This window comes from Frankia sp. AvcI1 (genome assembly GCF_001420875.1).
GTDB classification, from domain to species: Bacteria; Actinomycetota; Actinomycetes; order Frankiales; family Frankiaceae; genus Frankia; species Frankia alni.
Genome location: NZ_LJFZ01000014.1, coordinates 1 through 18,770, shown reverse-complemented (window position 1 = coordinate 18,770; position 18,770 = coordinate 1). Strand labels below are relative to the sequence as shown.

Sequence of the window (18,770 nt, the reverse complement as noted above, 5' to 3'; positions counted from 1 at the left end):
CTCGCCTGCCGCCGCCCCGGCGCCTGCCACGACGGCCGGCGGCCCGGCCCACCACCTGCGCCCGCATCCGCACGAATCGGACTGCGGGCAAGGTAGCAGCTACCCACCTGCCCAGCCGAACACGCCGGGCACGCGGACGCTGTCGCCCACGGGACACCACGCGCGCGTCACCGTGGCAGGTCACCAGCGTGACACCTCCTGTCGCCTCCCGCGGGGAGGTTGGCGTTCACTGGGCGGATGCGCTACGTGGAGGGCTCCGTCACCACCAGCCCGAAGAGGATCTCCAAGATCGGCCTGGGCACCTGGCAGTTCGGCTCCGGGCAGTGGGGGTACGGCAGCCGCTACGCCGACACCGACGCCGCGCTCATCGTCCGCCGGGCGCTCGAGCTCGGGATCACCCTGTTCGACTNGGCCGAGGTCTACGGCCTGGGACGCAGCGAACGCATCCTCGGCGCAGCGCTGGCCGCGGTCCCCGGCGCGCTCGACCGGGCATACGTGGCGACCAAGCTCCTGCCGGTCGTGCCGGTGGGCCCGGTCGTCGAGCAGCGCGCGGTCGCCAGCGCGCACCGCCTCGGCGTGCGCCATCTCGACCTTTACCAGGTTCACCAGCCCAACCCGGCGATCCGGGACCGCTGGACGATGCGGGGCATGACCGCGCTGCGGTCCGTGGGCCTCGTCGGGGACGTCGGGGTCAGCAACTACTCGCTGGCCCGCTGGCAGGAGGCCGACGCGGCCCTCGGCGCGCCGGTGCTGTCCAACCAGGTGGAGTACAGCCTNGCCCGGCCGCGCCATGGCGCCGCGCTGCTCGACTTCGCCGCCCGCGAGTCCCGGATCGTCATCGCCTGGAGCCCGCTCGCCCAGGGCCTGCTGGCGGGTCGCTACGACGTGACCACCCGGCCGAGCGGCCGGGTCCGGGCCGCCAACACGCTGTTCGGGACCGAGAACCTCGCCCGGGCGACGCCTCTGCTCGACGTGCTGCGCGAGGTCGCGGCCGCGCACGGGGCGAGCCCCGCCCAGATCGCGCTGGCGTGGACGATCCGCCATCCGCGGGTCGTGGCGATCCCGGGGGCGTCCGGCGTCGACCAGGTGGAGAGCAACGCGGCGGCGGCCGACATCGACCTCGCCGCCGACGAGTACGCCGCGCTCAGCGCCGCCGCCGACCGCTTCACCCCGGTCGCCGGCCCCCGCGCACTCGCCGCACTGGCCGTGGAGCGCCTGCGTCGCTGACCCACTCACGCCCCCATGCCACCCCCGCCGCAGGGCCACCCGCCGCAGGGCCACCCGCCGCAGGCCCACCGTGCCGCCGACCAGCCGCACCCTCGATCGCACCTAGGTCGCGTCTGTGATTGTGATCAGGCGGCGTGTCGGCGCCACCCGACCCCGGACCGTCGAGGCATCGCCGTGGGAACGTCTGGTCATGGGCGCCGGGGTCGTCGGTGACGTCGGGCTCACCTCCGACGGCGCCGGCCCGGTTCCGCGGAACCGCCAGGACCATGCCAGCGTCGTCGCGGTGGCAGGTCGCGCCGCAGGGCACGGTCCCGCGGAAGTAACTACACGCCCTAGTGATCACGCAGCGTGACAGCGGATCGATACGGACATCGTCAGCCACGAGTGGCCGGCCCNCCCGGACCGATCGCCACGGCAGCCGACAGCCACGACAGCGCCAACAGCCACGACAGCGCCAACAGCGCTGGTTCCAACCGTTGCGCGTCCGCCCTCTGGGGCCGGTCCTCGGCGCCGAGATCGACGGACTCGATCTCGCGGCCCCGGTCCTGCTGTTCCACAGTCAGTCGATCGACGCCGTGCCGCAGCTCGCCCTGGGTCGCAGTCTCGGCTCGATCCTCGACTTGGCCGCCTCCAGCGACCCCGACCATCCCGGGGTCCGCCTCGCGAACACTCTGCGCCAGCCGGTCCGACGCGGCGACGACTGCCCGCTGCTGGCCCGCCCGGTGGTCCGGACCCATCCGGACCGTGTCCACGTCGGGGCAGGGTTCCACCGCGGCGCAGGCGCAGCGCACGGTGGTCGACGTGACCGGCCGGTCGGTCCGGATACCGGGCCAGATCACCCGGGTCGCGACTACTCCTACCAGCTCTCCGACGCCCAGATCCGCTCGATCCTGAACCCCGCCGCCACCTAGCGGAACAGCTCACAGCCGTAGATCGACTCCGTTTGGCTCGGGTTCCGCGGAACTCTACGATCGCCTGTTGCTCTCGATCCCCACATGGCCGCCGGGGCAGGGGCTCGGGTCCGCACGGTGGTGTGTGGCGGTGTTCCGCGGAACATCAGGGGCCTTCCCGGACCGCCGGGATCCGACCCGCCCCGGTTGATNCTGTGGTGGGTTCTTGTCGGTGNCGGGTGCGACGATGCCGGCGTCCGTTGACCGATGACATCTCTGGCCCGGTGATCCTGATGAGCACAGCGTCCACGTCCCCTCCTCCCCTGCCGTCCCTCCCGTCGTCGGAGGTGTCCGCGCTGATCGGCGTGGATGTCGAGGCGGTGCCGTTGGAGGAGGTGGAGGAGGTGATCTGCCGGTGGGCGGGGCGGATCTCGGCGGCGACGTGTGGGTGGCTGCTGGCGGTGGCGGCGTTCGATCGGCGTGGGGGCTGGTCGGGGGTCGGGATGGGTTCGTGTGCGCACTGGCTGGCGTGGCGGTGCGGCCTCGGCCTGCGCACCGCCCGCGAACAGGTCGCCACCGCCCGGGCGTTGGAGGGCCTTCCGCTGATCCGGGCGGCGTTCGCGGCGGGCATGCTGTCGTATGCGAAGGTCCGCGCGGTGACCCGGGTCGCCGATTCCGCGACCGAAGGCATGTGGCTGACCCGGGCTCGACGCTGCTCGGCGGGGCAGATGGAACGTCTCGTCCGTTCCTACCGGCAGGCCAACGGGGACCCGAAGACCCGTCAGGCGGCACGGCGGGTGACGTGGACGTTTGACGGCGACGGGACGCTGCGTCTGCGTGCGGTGTTGTCCGCGGACGAGGGTGCCCGGCTGATCGCGGCGTTGAACGCCGCCCGGACCAGCCTGGAGGACACCGCCCCCCTCGCCCCCGACCACCCCCCAGCCGACGGCGAAGCATCAGACGGCGAAGCCGCGGGCGGCACCGGCACCGGCACCGGCGATGCGGGTGCGGGTGATGCGGTGGGCGATGGGATGCCGGCGGACGGGGAGAGGGTCGGGGCGGGGCGGGATCGCCAGCGTGACGCCGACGCGCTGGTCGCGTTGGCTGACGGGTTCCTCGACCGGCCCGCTCCGGGCCTGATGAGCCCCGGGCACACCCTGACCGTGCACCTCACCACCCAGACCGCCGGCGACACCCCGACAGACGACGCCACCATGGCCGCCGATGATGNAGGAGAGGGGCTGTGGGGGGTGGCGCGGATCGGGACCGGGGCGTGGGCGCAGGTCGACGGGGGCGTCGGGCTGTCGCGGCACGTTCTGGAGCGTCTGGGTTGCGACGGGCTGATCCGCGCCCTGGTCACCGACCCTGACGGCAACCCGCTGCACCTTGGCCGGCGGCACCGTTTCCCCGGACAGCGCCTTCGTGACGCCGTCTACCTGCGCGACCAGGGCCACTGCCAGTACCCGGGCTGCGGGCACACCCGCTGGCTGCACCTGCACCACCTCACCTGGTGGGGCCGCGGAGGCGACACGGACATCGATCGGCTGCTGCTGCTCTGCTCGACCCATCATCGGGCGGTGCACGACGAGAACATCAGCCTCGGCCGGGACGCGGGTGGCACCGTCACCGCACGCACTGTCGACGGCCGGGTTCTCGTCGGAGCACCACCCATCGTTCCCGGGCCGCAGCCGGCGGGGATCCTCGCCCGCGCCACCCGCCACGTCGAGTCCATCCACGCACTCCGCCAACGCCGGAGGCGGCCCGCCAAGCCGGGGACAACGCCAGCATGACCGCGCACCGCTGATCCCACCGACGGTGGTCAGCCGGCGTTGACGGAGCCGTCGGGGGCGTAGACGTCGTCGGAGGAGACGATGTGGAACGGCGGGCAGACGCCCGTCGAATGGTGGGCGGCGGCCTCCAGCGCGAGCTGCACGCGCTGCTCCGCGTCGAGGCCGCGGGTGCTGTGCAGGGAGCCGCAGGCGTACTCGTCGCCGCTGCCGACGGCGTAGTAGTCGTCGACGCTGCGGCCGATCTGGTAGTCCGAGTCGATGCGGTAGAGGTGCCCGCGGATCCCGACGAGGAACAGCCCGCCGCTCTCGTTGCCGGAGTCGTTGCGCGCGAACCNGCCGTCACGCAGACAGTCACGCACGACCGCGATGAAGTCGGTCGCCATGAACCGGTCGAGGTCCCAGTCCTGGGGCACGGGCGGGACGAGGCTGTAGCGGAGCAGCTGGCCCATCCGGAACGAGTCGGTGAAACCCATGATGAACTCACCGTTACGGAACACCTTGGTGTCCGCGCGCACGGTGATGGACCAGCCGGCCACACCGGCGCTGTCCCCACCGATCACGACCCGGCCGTCCTGCTGAACCCCGACGATGCAGGTCACGAAGCGGAATGGTACCGGTTCGCCCCGCAGGCGGATGCCCCACCCCGTCGGCGTCCTCCACCTTCGTCACGGACTGTCCCGAGCGTCCCGACCGATGTCACCTTGCCGACCTGCGGCTGTTTCCCTTGGTCGGGCTGTCGTAGAGATGTGAGAGCGTGTCCGGCGACGGCGCCGGGATCAGTCGACGAAGGGGACGGACGCACGATNGGGATGAAGCGGTTCATGTCGCGGCTCGGCGTGGGGGCTGCCGAGGTCGAGACCGTGCTGGACCGTCCGGAGACGCTGCCGGGTCAGGTCGTGACCGGCACGACGACGATCTCCGGCGGCAAGGTCGACCAGGAGGTCGAGAAGGTCCTCGTCGCCCTGGAGGCGACCGTCGAGGTCGAGCGGGACGACTCGACCTGGTACGAGCAGGTCACCTTCGGCACCCAGCAGGTCGGCGGGGGCTTCACCATCCATCCGGGCCAGCAGATCAGCGGCCGGTTCGAGCTGCCCGTGCCGTGGCAGACGCCGATCACCGACGTCGGCGGCTGGCACCTGCACGGCATGAAGATCGGCGTGCGGACGAAGCTGTCGATCTCCGGCGCGGTCGACCCGGGCGACCTGGACCCGGTCGGCGTGCATCCCCTGCCGGTGCAGGAGGCGGTGCTGGCGGCGCTCGGCGACCTCGGTTTCCACTTCAGGTCCGCGGACGTCGAGAAGGGCCGGCTGCACGGCTCCGACCTGCCCTTCTACCAGGAGATCGAGCTCAAGCCGGCCGGCGAGTACGCCCGGCGGATCTCCGAGCTGGAGGTGACCTTCCTCGTCGACGGCGCCGGGATGGACGTCGTGCTCGAGGCCGACCGCCGCGGCGGGCTGCTGTCCTCCGGCCGCGACGAGCTCAGCCGCTTCCGCCTCGCCCACCACGACACCGACCGGCACGCCCTCGCCGGCCTGCTCCACCAGCAGCTCGAGCACCTCGGCCGCCGCCGCGGCTGGTTCTGATCCGGCCAACGGCCGGGGATCACGCCGACGGCCTGCTGCGCACCCTTCCACCAGCCGTGGTCGTCGACGATGAGCACGCCCTCGAATAGCCGGACATCGTCCCGTCTCGGGTGGTACCAATAGTGGCCGGCCCGACACGGTTACGACAACGCCGACGCGAGAGCGGGGGATGCGGGTGAACCTGGCGGGGTTTGTCCGGCGCGGCAAGGCGGCCGCCCGGGCGACGGTGCGGGGGGCGAACCGGCAGAGGCACCCGGTGCGGTGGGGGAATCTGCGCCGGACCAGCCCGTTCTCCGCCTGGTACGGCAGCGAGCGGGGGCGGCCGGTCGACCGGCACTACATCGACGGCTTCATGGCCGCCCACCGCGCCGACTACACCGGCAACCGGGTGATGGAGGTGAAGAACCCCCATTACAGCACCCTCTACGGGGCGCCGGCCGAGCTGACGATCGTCGACATCGACGCGGACAATCCGGATCTCACCCTGCACGCGGATCTGAACAAGGTGGGGAGCCTTCCCCCGCAGGCCTACGACTGCGCGATCGTCACCCAGGTCCTCCAGTACGTGGATCCTCAGGNGGCGTTGGCGAACCTCTGGCAGTCCCTTGCCCCCGGCGGCGTCCTGCTCCTCACCGTCCCCGCCCTCGCCCGGCTCGATCCCCACGACCGGGACTCGGATCTGCGCCGGTGGACCCCCGCGGGGCTGCACGCCGAACTCACCGCGGCCGGCCTGCCCGGTGATGACGTGCGCGGCCATGGCAACGTCCTGGCCGCCGTCTGCGCGCTCCAGGGCCTGACTGTCGAGGACGTGACGGTGGCGGAGTTGGACGTGGTGAACCTTGACTTCCCCCTCACCGTGTCCGCACGAGCGGTAAAGCCGTCCTGATCGACATCGCCTCAAGGGCAGGTTCCACGCAAGCCGCCGTTGACGTAAGACAACGCGATCGGCTCGCCGTGTCGGTGCCGCCCGCCCACCGTAACCGCCCCTGCTCCGTGAGCATCTCAGTCTTTGGTGTCGTTCGTCCTCTTGCCCGACACATAGTTGATCCATCGACCGGCTTAATCAAGTTGTCGTCATACCGCGTCGCCGCGACCAGGCCATTCTGATACGTCTGCGACGTCAGCTTGCCATCGGCGTTGTAACCCGCCGTGAACGTCGACGACGCGCTACCAGCACCGACACCGAGNCCCGTCAGCAGGNCACGATGCTCCCCCGAACCACCGTCGTCAATGTAGGTGTAGGTGTACGTGCCCTTGCGTCGTTCACCGTCGCGATGCGGCCGTCGATGTCGTACGTGGTCGCCGCGGTGTTGCCGTCGGCGTCGGCCTGCGAGGTCACCTGGCCCCACGAGTCGTAGCCCGTGGTGAGCGTGACGCTGTCCGCGGTGGTCGTCGCCGGCAGACCCGTCGACGCGTCGAAGGCGTAGGTGGCCGTCGGGATCGTGCTGCCACGCCGAACGCTCCCTGCCTCGACGCGGATCCGTGCCGACGGCCCCGACCGGGACAGCGCACCCCCTCGACGGTGCGCAGGCGATCCGGTCAGGACGCGTCCCGGTAGGTCACGGCGCCGTTTCGGACCTGCTCGGACGACTACACGCGGCGGGTGAGGTGGAAGGCGGAGATGGAGTAGCCGGCGCGCAGGGCGAGGCGGTGCGCCTCGTGGCGGTGGGTGTCGGCGTCGAGGTGGATGTGTTCGCAGCCGAGGCGGCGCGCCTCCCGCTCCGCCCAGGCGAGCAGTCGGGTGGCGTGGCCCCGGCCGCGCGCGGCGAGCAGGGTCGTGAGGTCGTCGACGGCCAGGTACCGCCCGGCGGCCAGCGAGTTCACCTGGCGGAAACCGAGCGCGGCGGCGACCCGGCCGAGCTCGCCGTCCCAGGACGCGACGAGTCGGTACCCCTCGGGCCGCTNCACCTCGTTGACGAGCCGGACGAACCCCGTCGACGTCAGATGCGGACGCAACTGGCGCATGGGGTCGAATGCCAACCAGGTCCGCTCCGCCTCCAACTCCTCGATTTTCACGGGCCGTATTGTGTCAGTGCCATCAGGTGATGTGTGTGCGGAGGTCCAGCCGGAACCGATGGAGTCGGTCACCGCGGCCCCGCCGCCGGTCCCGGCGGGCGCGTCACGCCCGGCCACCAGGGCCTGCGGATCCGTCCGATGCGGTCCTTCGCCGCCGCGGCGACGTCCGGAAAACGATTCGCCGCCGGGCGCCGCGGCGGGCTACTCTGCTGCGGCCATCGGTCCGCCGGTCGACGGTGAACGGTCGGCGGTTGCGGCCCGCGGCGCGCGAGTGACGCCCTGGTGACGCCGGCACGAGGTGGAGTCCGGGGCGGGGTCCTGGGCGGGGTCCGGGGCGGGGTGAGTGGCATGGAGGACAGCGGGATGGACGTCCGCGGTCGGTCGCCGGCCGGGATCGTCGCCGAGCCGGTGCTGCGCGGCCCGCGGCTGGTCCTGCGGCCGCTGACCGTGGCCGGCATCGGCGCGCTGCGCGACGGGCGGTGCGGCGAGCTGGAGTCGCTCACCGGCACCCGGATCACCGCCGGCATCCAGCCGCCGCCCCTGCTCGACGCCGCCCTCGGCCCGGTCCGCGGCCGGTCGCTGACCGAGTCGGCGGCCGCCGGTTGGTGGACGTGGCTGGCCGTCGAACGGTCCACGGGCACGGCCGTCGCCTCACCCGGCCTCGGTGGCCCACCCGACGCCGACGGCTGCGTCACCTTCGGCCAGGCGACGTTCGCCGGACACACCGGACGCGGCTACGCGGTCGAGAGCGGCTGCCTGCTGCTGGACTGGGCCTTCCGCGAACCTCGGGTGCGCCGGGCGCTGATGACCCTGCCACCCCACGCCGCAGTGGCGCTGGCGGTCGCCGCCCGCCTGGGCTTCGCCGCCATCGGCCGGGCCGACGACGACGAGGTGGGCGAGCTCGTCCTGCTCGAACGAACCTGCCGGACCACCTGAACCGTGCCCGGCGGGCGGGGCGGGCGGGGCGGGCGGGGTGGACGAGGCGGGCGGGGCGCTGCGCGGCTGCGGCAGCCGCGGGGCGAGCAGGTGCGCGGCCAGCCAGTCGACGGCGGTCCGGACGAACCGGACCCGGTTGGCAAGCTCGACCACCTCGTGCCCCTCGCCGGGGAACAGCAGGTAGCGGCAGTCGACGCCACGGGCGGTGGCCGCGGCCACCGTCTGCTCGGCCTCGATCAGCGGGACGTTGGTGTCGTTCTNACCGTGGACGACGAGCAGCGGCGCCGCCAGCGCGCTCATCCGATGCAGCGGCGACAGCGCGCGCAGCAGCGCGGGCTGCGTGGCCGGATCGCCGTACTTGGTCACCGCGGAGGCCGCGATCCACGGCTCGGTGTGCTGGTAGAACGTCTCCAGGTCGACCATGCCGCAGACGTCCACGCCCACGCGGAACAACTGCGGGAAGTGCACCAGGGCGGCCAGCGTCAGGTACCCGCCGTAGGAGCGCCCCGCGATCCCGACCCGCTCCGGGTCGGCCAGGCCGGTGTCGACGAGATCCCGCACGCAGCTCGCCACGTCCTCGATGCCGTCGAACCGGCGGTGGGCGTGATCGGCCTCCTCGAAGGCCCGCCCGTACCCGGTGGAGCCGCGCACGTTCGGCGCGAACACCGCGATCCCGCGGGCGAGCAGCGCGTGGAACAGCGGGTTGAACGTCGGGCGTTCCTGGGCCTCGGGTCCACCGTGCAGGTACACCAGGGTCGGCAGCGGGCCCGGGGGCACCGGCGGGCGGTACCACCAGCCGGCCAGCTCCCGACCGTCATGCGCGGTGAGGGTGTGCGGCACGGGGCGCACCAGTTCCGCCGGCCGGGTGGGAGCGTGCGAGACCAGACATCGGTAGCGGGCGAACTCGGGCGCGGGCTGGCCGGCGGCGGCCCGGGCGGTCAGATCGCAGGTCCACAGCTCCCCGGGGGTCGCGGCGCCGTCGAGGGCGAGGACCAGCTCCCGGCCGCCGGGACGGGCCAGCAGGGCGGTGACGACGTCGCGGGGCGGTGCCGGCAGCGGCCGGCTCCGGCCGCTCGGCAGGTCGACGAGCGTGAGCTCGCTGCGTCCCGCCACGTTCCAGACGACGACCGCCCGCTCGCCCCCGCCGAGCAGGGCGAACCGTTCCACGTCGGCGTCGGGACGCTCGGCGATCACCACCGTGGAGCCGGGGGCGTCCACGGGGACGTCGAGCAGGGCGGCCCGCTCCCGGCCGAGGTCGGTCACCAGCAGCACCCGGCGCCCGTCCGCGGTGAAGCGGCCGGTGAGGACGGTCGCGGTGCCGCCGGGCAGCTCCCACGACGAGTGGGCCGCACCGCCGCCCGCCGGCGGGGTGAGCCGGACGTCGACGACGATCGCGCGGCGAACGCCGCGCGGCCCCTCCCGCAGCAGCAGCCGGTAGGCGCCGACCAGCGGGTCGCCCCCGTGATCGAGGGCGACGAGGTCGACGAGGTCGCAGACCTGCAATGCGACGCCCTCGGCGAGCCGGGCCCGCCGGCCGTCGAGACCGACCAGCACGGCGGCGGTACGCCCGGTCCGGTCGGCGCGGTCGGACTCGGTGACGACGAGGGCGAGCCCGTCGGCGGTCCAGCGGGCCGGCACGGCGGCACGGCCGTCCCCGCCGGCCAGGCGGCGTGGGCCGCCGCCGTCGGCCAGGCTGCGCGGTCCGCCGCCGTCGGCAGCGACGACACGGACCTCGGTGAGCTCCCCGCCGCCGGGCGCCACGTGCACGGCGATCAGGTCCCCCGCGGGCGACCAGAGCGCGGCGCGGACATGCCCCGGGCCGGTGTCCACGCGACGTCGCCGACCGTCGGCGTCCTGGATCCACAGCGCGGGCCCGGCCGGGCCGTCCGCGACGTAGGCGAGCCGGCCGCCGGGGGCGAGGGCGGGCGCCCGCACCCCCTCGGCCGCCACCCAGGCCCGCACCAGATCCGACGCGCCGGCCCGACCGGCACGCCCGGGCCTGGGGATGCGGATCACGTTCCCCAAGGTCACATCGCCCCCTGACGTCACACCATCGCCCAACGTCACGTCACTGCCTAGCGTCACGTCACTGCCTAGCGTCACGTCACTGCCTAGCGTCATGTCACTCCCTGGGTCTGGAGCCACATCTCGAGCAGCGCGGCCTGCCAGAGGGCGTTCGCGCCGAGGGTCGTGCGGTTGTCGTTCGGGGCCGCCAGCATCGCCTGGATCCACGCCGGGCGGAACAGGCCGCGGGACTTCGCCGCCGGGTCGGTGAGCGCATCGCGGACCCGGTCGAGGAACGGGCCGTCCAGGTGGCGGATCGCCGGCACCGGGAAGTACCCCTTGGGCCGGTCGATGACGTCGACGGGCATGAGCGGACGGCCGATGTCCTTGAGCACGCCCTTGCCCCCGGAGGCGAGCTTGAGCTCGGGCGGNCAGGCCGCGGCGAGCTCGACCAGCTCGTGGTCGAGGAAGGGAGTGCGCGCCTCCAGGCCCGCGGCCATCGTCATGTTGTCGACCCGCTTCACCGGGTCGTCGACGAGCATGACCGTCGAGTCGAGGCGAAGGGCGGCGTCGACGGAGGTCTCGGCGCCCGGTCGGGCCATGTGGGAGGCGACGAAGTGCCGGCTGGCGTCGGCCTCGATGAGGTGGTGCGGCTCGACCATCGCGGGCATGTCGCGGTGCGGCCGGTCGGCGAAGACCCGCAGGTAGGCGTCGACGGTCTGGTCGCGTGGGACGCCGGCCAGCGGCGGATACCAGGAGTAGCCGGCGAAGACCTCGTCGGCGCCCTGCCCGGACTGCACGACCTTGACGTGCCGGGAGACCTCCTGCGAGAGCAGGTAGAACGCGACGCAGTCGTGGCTCACCATCGGCTCGCTCATCGCGGCGACGGCGGCGTCGACGGCGGGCAGCAGCCGGTTGCCGGGCACCCGGATCTGGTGGTGGTCGGTCTCGAAGTGCCGGGCGATGATGTCCGAGTAGGCGAACTCGTCGCCGGACTCGCCGCCGGCGGCCTCGAAGCCGACGCTGAACGTCGCCAGGCCGTGCTGGCCGGCCTCGGCGAGCAGCGCGACGATCAGGCTGGAGTCCAGCCCGCCGGACAGCAGCACCCCGACGGGCACGTCGGCGACCATCCGCCGGCGCACCGCCAGGCGCAGCCTCTCGGCGATGGCGTCCTGCCAGTCGCGGGCGGTCCAGTCGGCGCGCGCCGGGTCGCGGGTGAAGTCCGGGCTCCAGTACACCTCGTCGGTCCAGGTCCCGTCGGGCTCGACGACCCGCACGGTGGCGGCGGGCAGCTTGCGCACCCCGGCGAGGATGGTGTGCGGCGCCGGCACCACCGAGTGGAACGACAGGTAGTGGTGGAAGGCGACGAGGTCGATGTCCGAGGAGACGCCGCCCCCGGCGAGCAGCGCGGGCAGGGTGGAGGCGAAGCGCAGCCGTTCGGCGTCGGCGGCGAGGTACAGCGGCTTGATGCCGAGCCGGTCGCGGGCGAGGACGAGCCGGCCGGTGTCGCGCTCGGCGACCGCGAAGGCGAACATGCCGGCGAAGTGATCCACGCACCGGGTGCCCCAGTGGTGGTAGGCCTTGGCGATCACCTCGGTGTCCGAGGTGGAGAAGAAGCGGTAGCCGGCGGCGGCCAGCTCGTCGCGCAGCTCCCGGTAGTTGTAGATGCACCCGTTGAACACGAGGGTCAGGCCCAGCTCGCTGTCGACCATCGGCTGGGCGCCACACTCGGACAGATCGATGATCTTCAGGCGACGGTGGCCGAACGCGACCGGCCCCGACGACCACACCCCGGCGCCGTCCGGGCCCCGCGGCACCATGGTGGCCGTCATCCGTACCACCGCGTCGACGTCCGCTCCCCGGCCGTCGAACCTCAGCTCACCACTCAGCCCGCACATGTGCACTCCCGTCGATCTGTCAGAACAGGCGAGATCCATTCCCCGAGCAGTCCTGCCCGGCATGAGGGTGCACGATCGTCCGTCCACCTTCGACGCCGGAGATTTCAGCCTCGTGTCCCCGCGGTTGCGACCGAGGACCGCTTCGCCCGCCCGGAACTCCCGCCCGCCGGCACTGGCCCGCCGGCACGCCGTCATGCCCCGCCGAGAACCTCGGCGGGGTACGACGGCGGTCGTGGGTCAGCTCAGCGGTCGTGGGTCAGCTCAGCGGCCGTGGATCAGCTCAGCGGCGCGGGATCCAGGTGTCCTTGGAGCCACCGCCCTGGGACGAGTTGACGATGAGGCTGCCGGGCGGGGCCACCCGACTCAGCGCCGCGGGCACGACGACCGGCTCGACGCCGGCGTAGACGAACACCCGCAGGTCCACCGCGCAGGGCTCCAGGTGGCTGTCGTGCCAGGTCGGATGGGTGGACAGGGCGACCACCTCCTGGCCGATCCAGCGCCGCGGGTCGGCCAGGATCTGCTCCCGGACGGCGGTGAGCTGGTACGGCTCGGCGTGCGGGCCGATCACGACGCCGGAGCCGCCGAAACCGTCGACCGGCTTGACGACGAGCTGGTCGAGGTTGGCCAGCACGTGCTCGCACTGCTCCGGATCGCCGCAGACGTAGGTCGGCACGTCGTCGAGGACGGGCTGCTCCCCGAGGTAGTAGGTGACCATCCGGGGCACGTAGGCATAGACGACCTTGTCGTCGCCGATGCCGTTGCCCGGTGCGTTCGCGACGCTCACCTGTCCGGCGCGGACCGCACGCAGCAGCGCCGGGCCGAGCGGGGCGCCGTCCGCGCCCGGCGCGGCGAACAGCTCGTCCTCGTCGATGCGCCGGTAGAGGACGTCGACGCGGCGGCGGCGGCCGTCGTCGACCCGGTAGGCGACGTCGTCGTCGACGAGCAGCGCCCCCGGTTCGACCAGCGGTACCCCCATCTCCTCGGCGAGCATGGCGTGCTCGAAGTAGGCGGAGTCGGCCGGCCCGCTGGTCAGCACGGCGACGGCGGGCTCGCCGGTGACGGCGGGCGGCGCCGCGGCGACGAGCGCGTCGTGCAGCAGCGCGGGCACGGTGCCCAGCCGCAGGATGCCCGGCGGCGGCCCGAGCTCGGGCAGCACCGACTCGGCGAGCCGGCGGCCCTCGACGGCGTAGGCGATCCCCGACGGCACCCGCAGGTTGTCCTCGAGCACCAGCCAGCCGCCGTCCCCGCCGCGGACGAGGTCGATGCCGGCGGTGGTGATCCGGATCGCGTCGCGGCCGGGGGCTCGGCCGCCGTGGCGCAGCCCCGGGGCGTCGTTGACCACCCAGGGCGGGACGATGCCGTCCGCGACGGCGGCCCGTTCGCCGTAGACGTCGTGCAGGAACGCCTCCAGCGCCCGGACCCGCTGGCCGAGCCCCCGGCCGAGCACGGCCCAGTCGTCGGCGGCGACGATGCGCGGCACGATGTCGAAGGGGAACGGCCGGCTCGCCGAGTCCCCGTTGACCCGGAACGTGATGCCCCGGTCGGTCTGCTCGGCCTCGCGGGCGCCGACGCGTTCGTCGAGGGTGTCCGGGCCGAGCCGCTCCAGGGTGCGCATCACCGCCCGGTACTGGGGGCGCACGGCGCCGTGCTCGTCGACGACCTCGTCGTAGCCGGTCGGCTGGTAGCGCTCCAGCAGGATCGGCGCGATCTGGTCGGGCGCCGACACCGCGGGCGCGACCCCGAGCGACGCGCCGGCCGGCGGCACGTCGCGGGTCTCGGCGAGGATCAGGTCGGCGACGTCGGTGAGCAGGCCGCGGCGGGCGAACGCCCGGCGCTGGCGCAGCGCCGAGCTGCCCCGACCGGCCGCCTGCTCGGCGAGGTTGTCGATGAGCTCCCAGTCGTCGTAGCGCTCGAGCTGGGGGCGCACCTCCTCCAGCATCCGGCGCAGCATGGCCCGCGCGGGCACGGGGCCCGCGCCGAAGATGTCGACGAGGTCGCCCTCCAGCCCGGAGCGGGCCGCCCGCCAGGTCGCCGCCCGCAGCAGCTCGGCGCGCGGGGGCGGGGCCTGGCCGCCGGCCTCGATCTCCTCGATCGCCCGGCCCACCAGGGCCCGGAACAGCCCGGCGATGAGGATGACGTTGTCCACGTCCGGGCAGGCGTCGCAGATACGCAGCTCGACGGTGGGCAGGTGGGCCGAGGGGCGGACGTCGAAGTACACCATGCCCGGGTCGCTGATCACCCCGGACTTGATCAGATCCGCGATGAGCTGGTCGTACTCGGCGGCGGTCTGGAACGACCCGGCGACGCCCGCGGTGGGCCAGCGCTGCCAGACCAGCGTGCGCATGCTCGCGTAGCCGCTGTCGGCGCCGAGCCAGTACGGCGAGCTGGCCGACAGCGCCAGCAGCATCGGCAGCCAGGGGGCGGTCCAGGCGACGACGGCCATGGCCAGGTCGCGGTCGGCGACGTCGACGTGCACCTGGGCGCCGCAGATGAGCTGCTCCCGGGCGACGATCTGGTAGTCCTCGGTCATCTGCTCGTAGCGGGCGTCGCGGGAGACGTCGAGCAGGTCCATGTCGAGGATCGGCACGGTGCCCGACGCCGCCGGCCCGAGACCCAGCTCGCCCGCCGCCTCGGCCAGGCGGCGGCGCAGGTCCAGCAGGTTGGATCGCAGGGCCAGCAGATCGACCGTCGGCTGACTGTTCGTCTCGACGACGGATTTCAACAGTTCCGGTGAGAAGGAGTCCTTGTCCAGCCGCTGCAGTATTTCCTCGGCCCGGGGAACAAGTTGGCGGGTGGTGAGATCGAGGATGTGAAACTCCTCCTCGACGCCGACGGCCACGTTCCGTGCGTCGCTCATGGCGGCCTACGCTACGGCCGGCCGGTTACGCATGCATGACACGGACGTATCTNNCATACCGGCGATCGGGGCATACCTCGGCACGGGCACGTGCACCACCTTTGTCTGGTCGGCGTCCCGACCCCAGCCAGCCGTGGCGCCGCGACCCACCTGTGTGATCGCCCCGGTCCGACCCGTCGGCCGGACGCCGGNGGCAGCCGGTCGCGGACGTTGTCTTGTTGTCCCGTCGGCCGTCAATAAAACGTGACGAAGCCCGCAGCATTGCTCCGGGGAGGAGCGGGGACGAAGAGAAGCCGAGCGCTCAACGAAAGNGCTCGGAGACGCAGCGGATCGGGCCGGAGTGTTCACCCGGCGAGGGTTACCCAGGATTTCCCGCCGGAGCTGGAACCGACACCGTAACCGGGCTGAGGTCCAGGTCCGTCCCGGGCAGCGCGGCGCGGACCTCCGTGGCCAACAGCCCCCAGTCCGTGACGCGCGCCGAGGTCGACCGGTGGGCCAGGCCGATGCGCCGGTGCGGCGCCGGGCGGCGGAAGGTGGCGACCGCGAGGCCGCGTCCCTCCCCCACCTCGACGGCGACGGCGGCGGCGGGCAGCAACGTCAGCCCCAGCCCGCCGGCGACCATCTGGACGATCGTCGACAGGCTGGCCGCCCGCAGCGTGGCCCGCTCCCGCGCCCCGGCCTCCCGGCAGACGTCCAGCGCCTGCGCCCGGAAGCAGTGCCCGTCCTCCAGCAGGAGCACGTCCTGGCCGGCGAGCCCGGCGACGGGTACGGCGCTGCCGCCGGCCAGCGGATGCTCGGCGGGCGTCACGAGGACGAAGTCCTCGTCGTAGAGCGGGATCTCGGCGATGCCCGGCTCGTCGTTGGGCAGCGCGAGCAGTGCCAGGTCGAGCGCGCCGCCGCGCAGCTCCGCCAGCAGGGCCGCGGTCTGCGCCTNGCGCAGCCGCAGGCGCGCCTGCGGCCAGCGCGCGCGCAGCGTGGGCAGCAGCCGCGGCAGCAGGTAGGGCGCGACCGTGGGGATGACGCCGAGCCGGATGTCGCCGGTCAGCGGGGCGCGGGCCCGCACCGCGACCTCCGCGATGTCGTCGACCGCGCCGAGCACCCCCCGGGCCCGCGCGACGATCTGCTCGCCCACCGCGGTGAGCAGGACGCTGCGCGTGGTGCGCTCGACGAGCTGGACGCCGAGGGTGCGCTCCAGCGCCGCGACCGCGCTGGACAGCGTCGGCTGGCTCACGTGCAGCGCCGCCGCCGCCCGGCCGAAGTGCCGATGGTCGGCGACGCCGACGAGCGCACGCAACTGGGTGAGCGTCGGCTGCGGAGTAGCCATAGACCGAGGCTATCAAACTTGCCGAATCTTTCGATTTCCCTTCTGAGTCGACGGTCGCAAGAGTGGGCTCTGCCCGGCCACCACCGCAGACCCGAACGTCACCGCAGAGAGGACCACCTCGACATGCTCACCGTCGGCGACACCTTCCCCGCCTACGATCTGACCGGCGTCGTCTCCAACGACCCCGACACCGCCTTCGTCCGGGAGACCGCCACCAGCCGCCCCGGCACGTGGCGCGTCGTGTTCTTCTGGCCGAAGGACTTCACGTTCGTGTGTCCCACCGAGATCGCCGCGTTCGGCCGGCTCAACGACGAGTTCGCCGACCGGGACGCGCAGGTCCTCGGCGTGTCCACGGACAGCGAGTACGTCCACCTGGCGTGGCGNCAGAACCACCCGGACCTGACCGACCTGCCCTTCCCGATGCTCGCCGACATCCGCAAGGACCTGACCGCCGCCGCCGGGGTGCTCGGCGACGACGGGGTGGCGCAGCGGGCGACCTTCATCGTCGACCCGGACAACGTCATCCAGTTCGTCATGGTCACCGCGGGCAGCGTCGGGCGGAACCCGGCCGAGGTCCTGCGGGTGCTCGACGCGCTGCAGACCGACGAGCTGTGCCCCTGCAACTGGCAGAAGGGCCAGGCGACGCTGGGCGCCGCCGCGCCCACCCCGGTCGAGGTGGCCGCCTGATGACCGTCGCCCGCCTGCGGGAGCTGCTGCCCGACTACGCCCGCGACCTGCGCCTCAACCTCGGCTCGGTGACCAGCCAGTCGAACCTGTCCGCCCAGCAGTTGTGGGGCACGGTGCTCGCGGCGGCCATCGCCAGCCGCGGGCGCACCGTGCTGGTCGAGCTCGAGCCCGAGGCGCTCGACCACCTGAGCGCCGAGGCGGCCACCGCGGCGCGCACGGCGGCGGCGCTGATGGCGATGAACAACGTCTACTACCGCAGCCTGCACCTGCTGGAGGACGAGGAGTACTCCCGGCTGCGGGCCGGGCTGCGGATGAACGCCCTCGCCAACCCCGGTGTCGACAAGGTCGATGTCGAGCTCTGGTCGCTGGCGGTCTCCGCGGTCAACGGCTGCGGCCGCTGCCTGACCGCCCACGAGCACGAGCTGCGCGGCCGCGGGGTCGCCCGCGAGGTGATCCAGGACGCGATCCGGGTCGCCTCGGTCGTGCATGCGGTCGCGGTGACCGTCGAGGCGCTGGAGACCTCCAGCGGCACCAACCGGGTCGCCGCCGCGGACTGAGGCCGCGATCCGCCGGCGCCGCGTGATCGGCGTCCGCCCGCGTGCGTCGGACCGCGACTGGCTGTAGTCGATGCCGAGATCGGTACCGTCGGGTCCTTGCCGGGCATACTGGCGCGCCTTCTCGTCGCGCGTACCACGCCGCCGTGACGGGCGGGACGACATCCCTGGTCAACGAGGTCGCGGCCGTCGCATCTCAGGATCCGGCCGCGCCGACCCACACCGAAGTGATCAGCTCGGTACGCGGATGGCACGCCGACAATCTTATGCACTCTGAGTAACAGAGTACGGATCACACCGTGGTACTCCCCCGGCCCCGCCCACCCCAGGTTCCGGCACGCTGCCACAATGCGACTTTGTAAGCACGGTTCGTAGCCAACTCATCGCAGTGACCACTATCCGTACATCATCAGTCGCAGCCCGAAACGGGAGGTCCACCCGGCCGGGCAGCCGCCACCAGGGGGAGCACAAGATCATGTCGTTAACGCAGCCGACCGACACCTCGACGCCCCGCATCGCGCCGCACCCGGTGCGCCTCGCGCGCACGGCCGGGGCCGACGGCGCGGCGGCCACGGCCGGGTCTCCCGGGACGCCGGCCCGCGCACTGTCCGGCCCGCTGCTCGCGACGAGCCGCGTCGGACAGCATGTCCGCGTTCCGAAGACCGCCGAACTCGTCGCCGCCCACCTACGCCGCCAGATCGTCCGCGGCGAACTCCACGAAGGCGACGCCCTGCCCCCCGAAGCCGTCCTCATGGAACAGTTCGGCGTCTCCCGCCCCACCCTGCGCGAAGCCTTCCGCGTCCTCGAATCCGAAGCCCTCATCAGCGTCCGCCGCGGCGCCCACGGCGGCGCCCGCGTCCACACCCCCAACGGCCACGTCGCCGCCCGCTACACCGCCCTCGTCCTCGAACACCAACACACCACCCTCGCCGACATCCACACCGCCCACACCCACCTCGAACCCGCCGCCATCCGCCTACTCGCCACCACCGCCACCGACACCC

Annotated in this window: 13 protein-coding genes and 11 pseudogenes; 12 read left to right on the top strand and 12 right to left on the bottom strand. The window is 73.0% G+C overall.

Annotation, left to right across the window (positions count from 1 at the left end; translation table 11 throughout):
- Positions 1 to 237 precede the first annotated feature (237 nt).
- The 6 genes and pseudogenes from UK94_RS53750 to UK94_RS53730 form a co-directional block, all read left to right on the top strand.
- Positions 238 to 409 (top strand): annotated as a pseudogene (locus UK94_RS53750) (aldo/keto reductase); the annotation flags it as partial.
- Between the two features lies 1 nt (position 410).
- Positions 411 to 776, top strand: a pseudogene (locus tag UK94_RS53745) (aldo/keto reductase); the annotation flags it as partial.
- Position 777: 1 nt separating this feature from the next.
- Positions 778 to 1,227 (top strand): aldo/keto reductase (locus UK94_RS53740; protein ID WP_235488166.1); only part of this gene is annotated, 450 nt, incomplete at its 5' end.
- Positions 1,228 to 1,802: 575 nt separating this feature from the next.
- Complete coding sequence (locus UK94_RS15730) at positions 1,803 to 2,138, top strand: hypothetical protein (protein ID WP_235488165.1); 336 nt, start codon at positions 1,803 to 1,805, stop codon at positions 2,136 to 2,138.
- A gap of 272 nt (positions 2,139 to 2,410) precedes the next feature.
- Positions 2,411 to 3,347: pseudogene (locus tag UK94_RS53735) on the top strand (DUF222 domain-containing protein); the annotation flags it as partial.
- 1 nt (position 3,348) lies between these two features.
- The coding region (locus tag UK94_RS53730; protein ID WP_235488163.1) for an HNH endonuclease signature motif containing protein at positions 3,349 to 3,907 on the top strand (559 nt) is incomplete at its 5' end.
- A 29-nt stretch (positions 3,908 to 3,936) separates the two neighbouring features.
- Here the strand turns inward: UK94_RS53730 and UK94_RS53725 are convergent.
- A pseudogene (locus UK94_RS53725) lies at positions 3,937 to 4,241 on the bottom strand (hypothetical protein); the annotation flags it as partial.
- 1 nt (position 4,242) lies between these two features.
- Positions 4,243 to 4,506: pseudogene (locus UK94_RS53720) on the bottom strand (hypothetical protein); the annotation flags it as partial.
- 207 nt (positions 4,507 to 4,713) lie between these two features.
- Here UK94_RS53720 and UK94_RS15715 point away from each other — a divergent pair.
- Positions 4,714 to 5,490 (top strand): sporulation protein (locus UK94_RS15715; protein WP_235488161.1); only part of this gene is annotated, 777 nt, incomplete at its 5' end.
- 1,201 nt (positions 5,491 to 6,691) lie between these two features.
- Here the strand turns inward: UK94_RS15715 and UK94_RS53715 are convergent.
- The 3 genes and pseudogenes from UK94_RS53715 to UK94_RS53710 form a co-directional block, all read right to left on the bottom strand.
- On the bottom strand, positions 6,692 to 6,892 hold a 201-nt coding region (locus UK94_RS53715; protein WP_235488240.1), incomplete at its 3' end, for an RHS repeat domain-containing protein.
- A 188-nt stretch (positions 6,893 to 7,080) separates the two neighbouring features.
- Positions 7,081 to 7,394, bottom strand: a pseudogene (locus UK94_RS15705) (GNAT family N-acetyltransferase); the annotation flags it as partial.
- Between the two features lies 1 nt (position 7,395).
- Positions 7,396 to 7,566: pseudogene (locus tag UK94_RS53710) on the bottom strand (GCN5 family acetyltransferase); the annotation flags it as partial.
- A 288-nt stretch (positions 7,567 to 7,854) separates the two neighbouring features.
- Between UK94_RS53710 and UK94_RS53705 the strand changes: the two are divergent.
- Positions 7,855 to 8,442: a GNAT family N-acetyltransferase gene (locus UK94_RS53705; RefSeq protein ID WP_162137480.1), complete on the top strand. Its 588-nt coding sequence runs from the start codon at positions 7,855 to 7,857 to the stop codon at positions 8,440 to 8,442.
- Between the two features lie 99 nt (positions 8,443 to 8,541).
- On the opposite strand, the pseudogene UK94_RS53700 reads toward UK94_RS53705, so the two are convergent.
- From UK94_RS53700 to UK94_RS53685, 7 genes and pseudogenes are all read right to left on the bottom strand, one after another.
- Positions 8,542 to 8,702: pseudogene (locus UK94_RS53700) on the bottom strand (prolyl oligopeptidase family serine peptidase); the annotation flags it as partial.
- A 1-nt stretch (position 8,703) separates the two neighbouring features.
- Positions 8,704 to 10,473 (bottom strand): prolyl oligopeptidase family serine peptidase (locus UK94_RS15695; RefSeq protein WP_313949518.1); only part of this gene is annotated, 1,770 nt, incomplete at its 3' end.
- Positions 10,474 to 10,559: 86 nt separating this feature from the next.
- Positions 10,560 to 10,877 (bottom strand): annotated as a pseudogene (locus UK94_RS53695) (asparagine synthase-related protein); the annotation flags it as partial.
- A gap of 1 nt (position 10,878) precedes the next feature.
- A partial coding sequence (locus UK94_RS15690; RefSeq protein WP_235488157.1) for an N-acetylglutaminylglutamine amidotransferase occupies positions 10,879 to 12,344 on the bottom strand: 1,466 nt, incomplete at its 3' end.
- Positions 12,345 to 12,624: 280 nt separating this feature from the next.
- Positions 12,625 to 15,201, bottom strand: coding sequence for a carboxylate--amine ligase/circularly permuted type 2 ATP-grasp protein (locus UK94_RS15685; protein ID WP_055750449.1), 2,577 nt, complete (start codon positions 15,199 to 15,201; stop codon positions 12,625 to 12,627).
- Positions 15,202 to 15,559: 358 nt separating this feature from the next.
- Positions 15,560 to 16,134, bottom strand: a pseudogene (locus tag UK94_RS53690) (LysR substrate-binding domain-containing protein); the annotation flags it as partial.
- 1 nt (position 16,135) lies between these two features.
- The coding region (locus UK94_RS53685; RefSeq protein ID WP_235488154.1) for a LysR family transcriptional regulator at positions 16,136 to 16,525 on the bottom strand (390 nt) is incomplete at its 3' end.
- A 123-nt stretch (positions 16,526 to 16,648) separates the two neighbouring features.
- Between UK94_RS53685 and UK94_RS53680 the strand changes: the two are divergent.
- The 4 genes and pseudogenes from UK94_RS53680 to UK94_RS15665 all read left to right on the top strand — a co-directional run.
- Positions 16,649 to 16,908 (top strand): annotated as a pseudogene (locus UK94_RS53680) (redoxin domain-containing protein); the annotation flags it as partial.
- 1 nt (position 16,909) lies between these two features.
- Positions 16,910 to 17,212: redoxin domain-containing protein (locus UK94_RS53675; protein WP_235488152.1), on the top strand; the 303-nt coding region annotated here is incomplete at its 5' end.
- On the top strand, positions 17,212 to 17,769 hold the full coding sequence (locus UK94_RS15670) for a carboxymuconolactone decarboxylase family protein (RefSeq protein ID WP_011605614.1): 558 nt from the start codon (positions 17,212 to 17,214) through the stop codon (positions 17,767 to 17,769). The genes UK94_RS53675 and UK94_RS15670, both read left to right, overlap by 1 nt.
- A 472-nt stretch (positions 17,770 to 18,241) precedes the next feature.
- A partial coding sequence (locus tag UK94_RS15665) for a GntR family transcriptional regulator (protein WP_157734295.1) occupies positions 18,242 to 18,770 on the top strand: 529 nt, incomplete at its 3' end.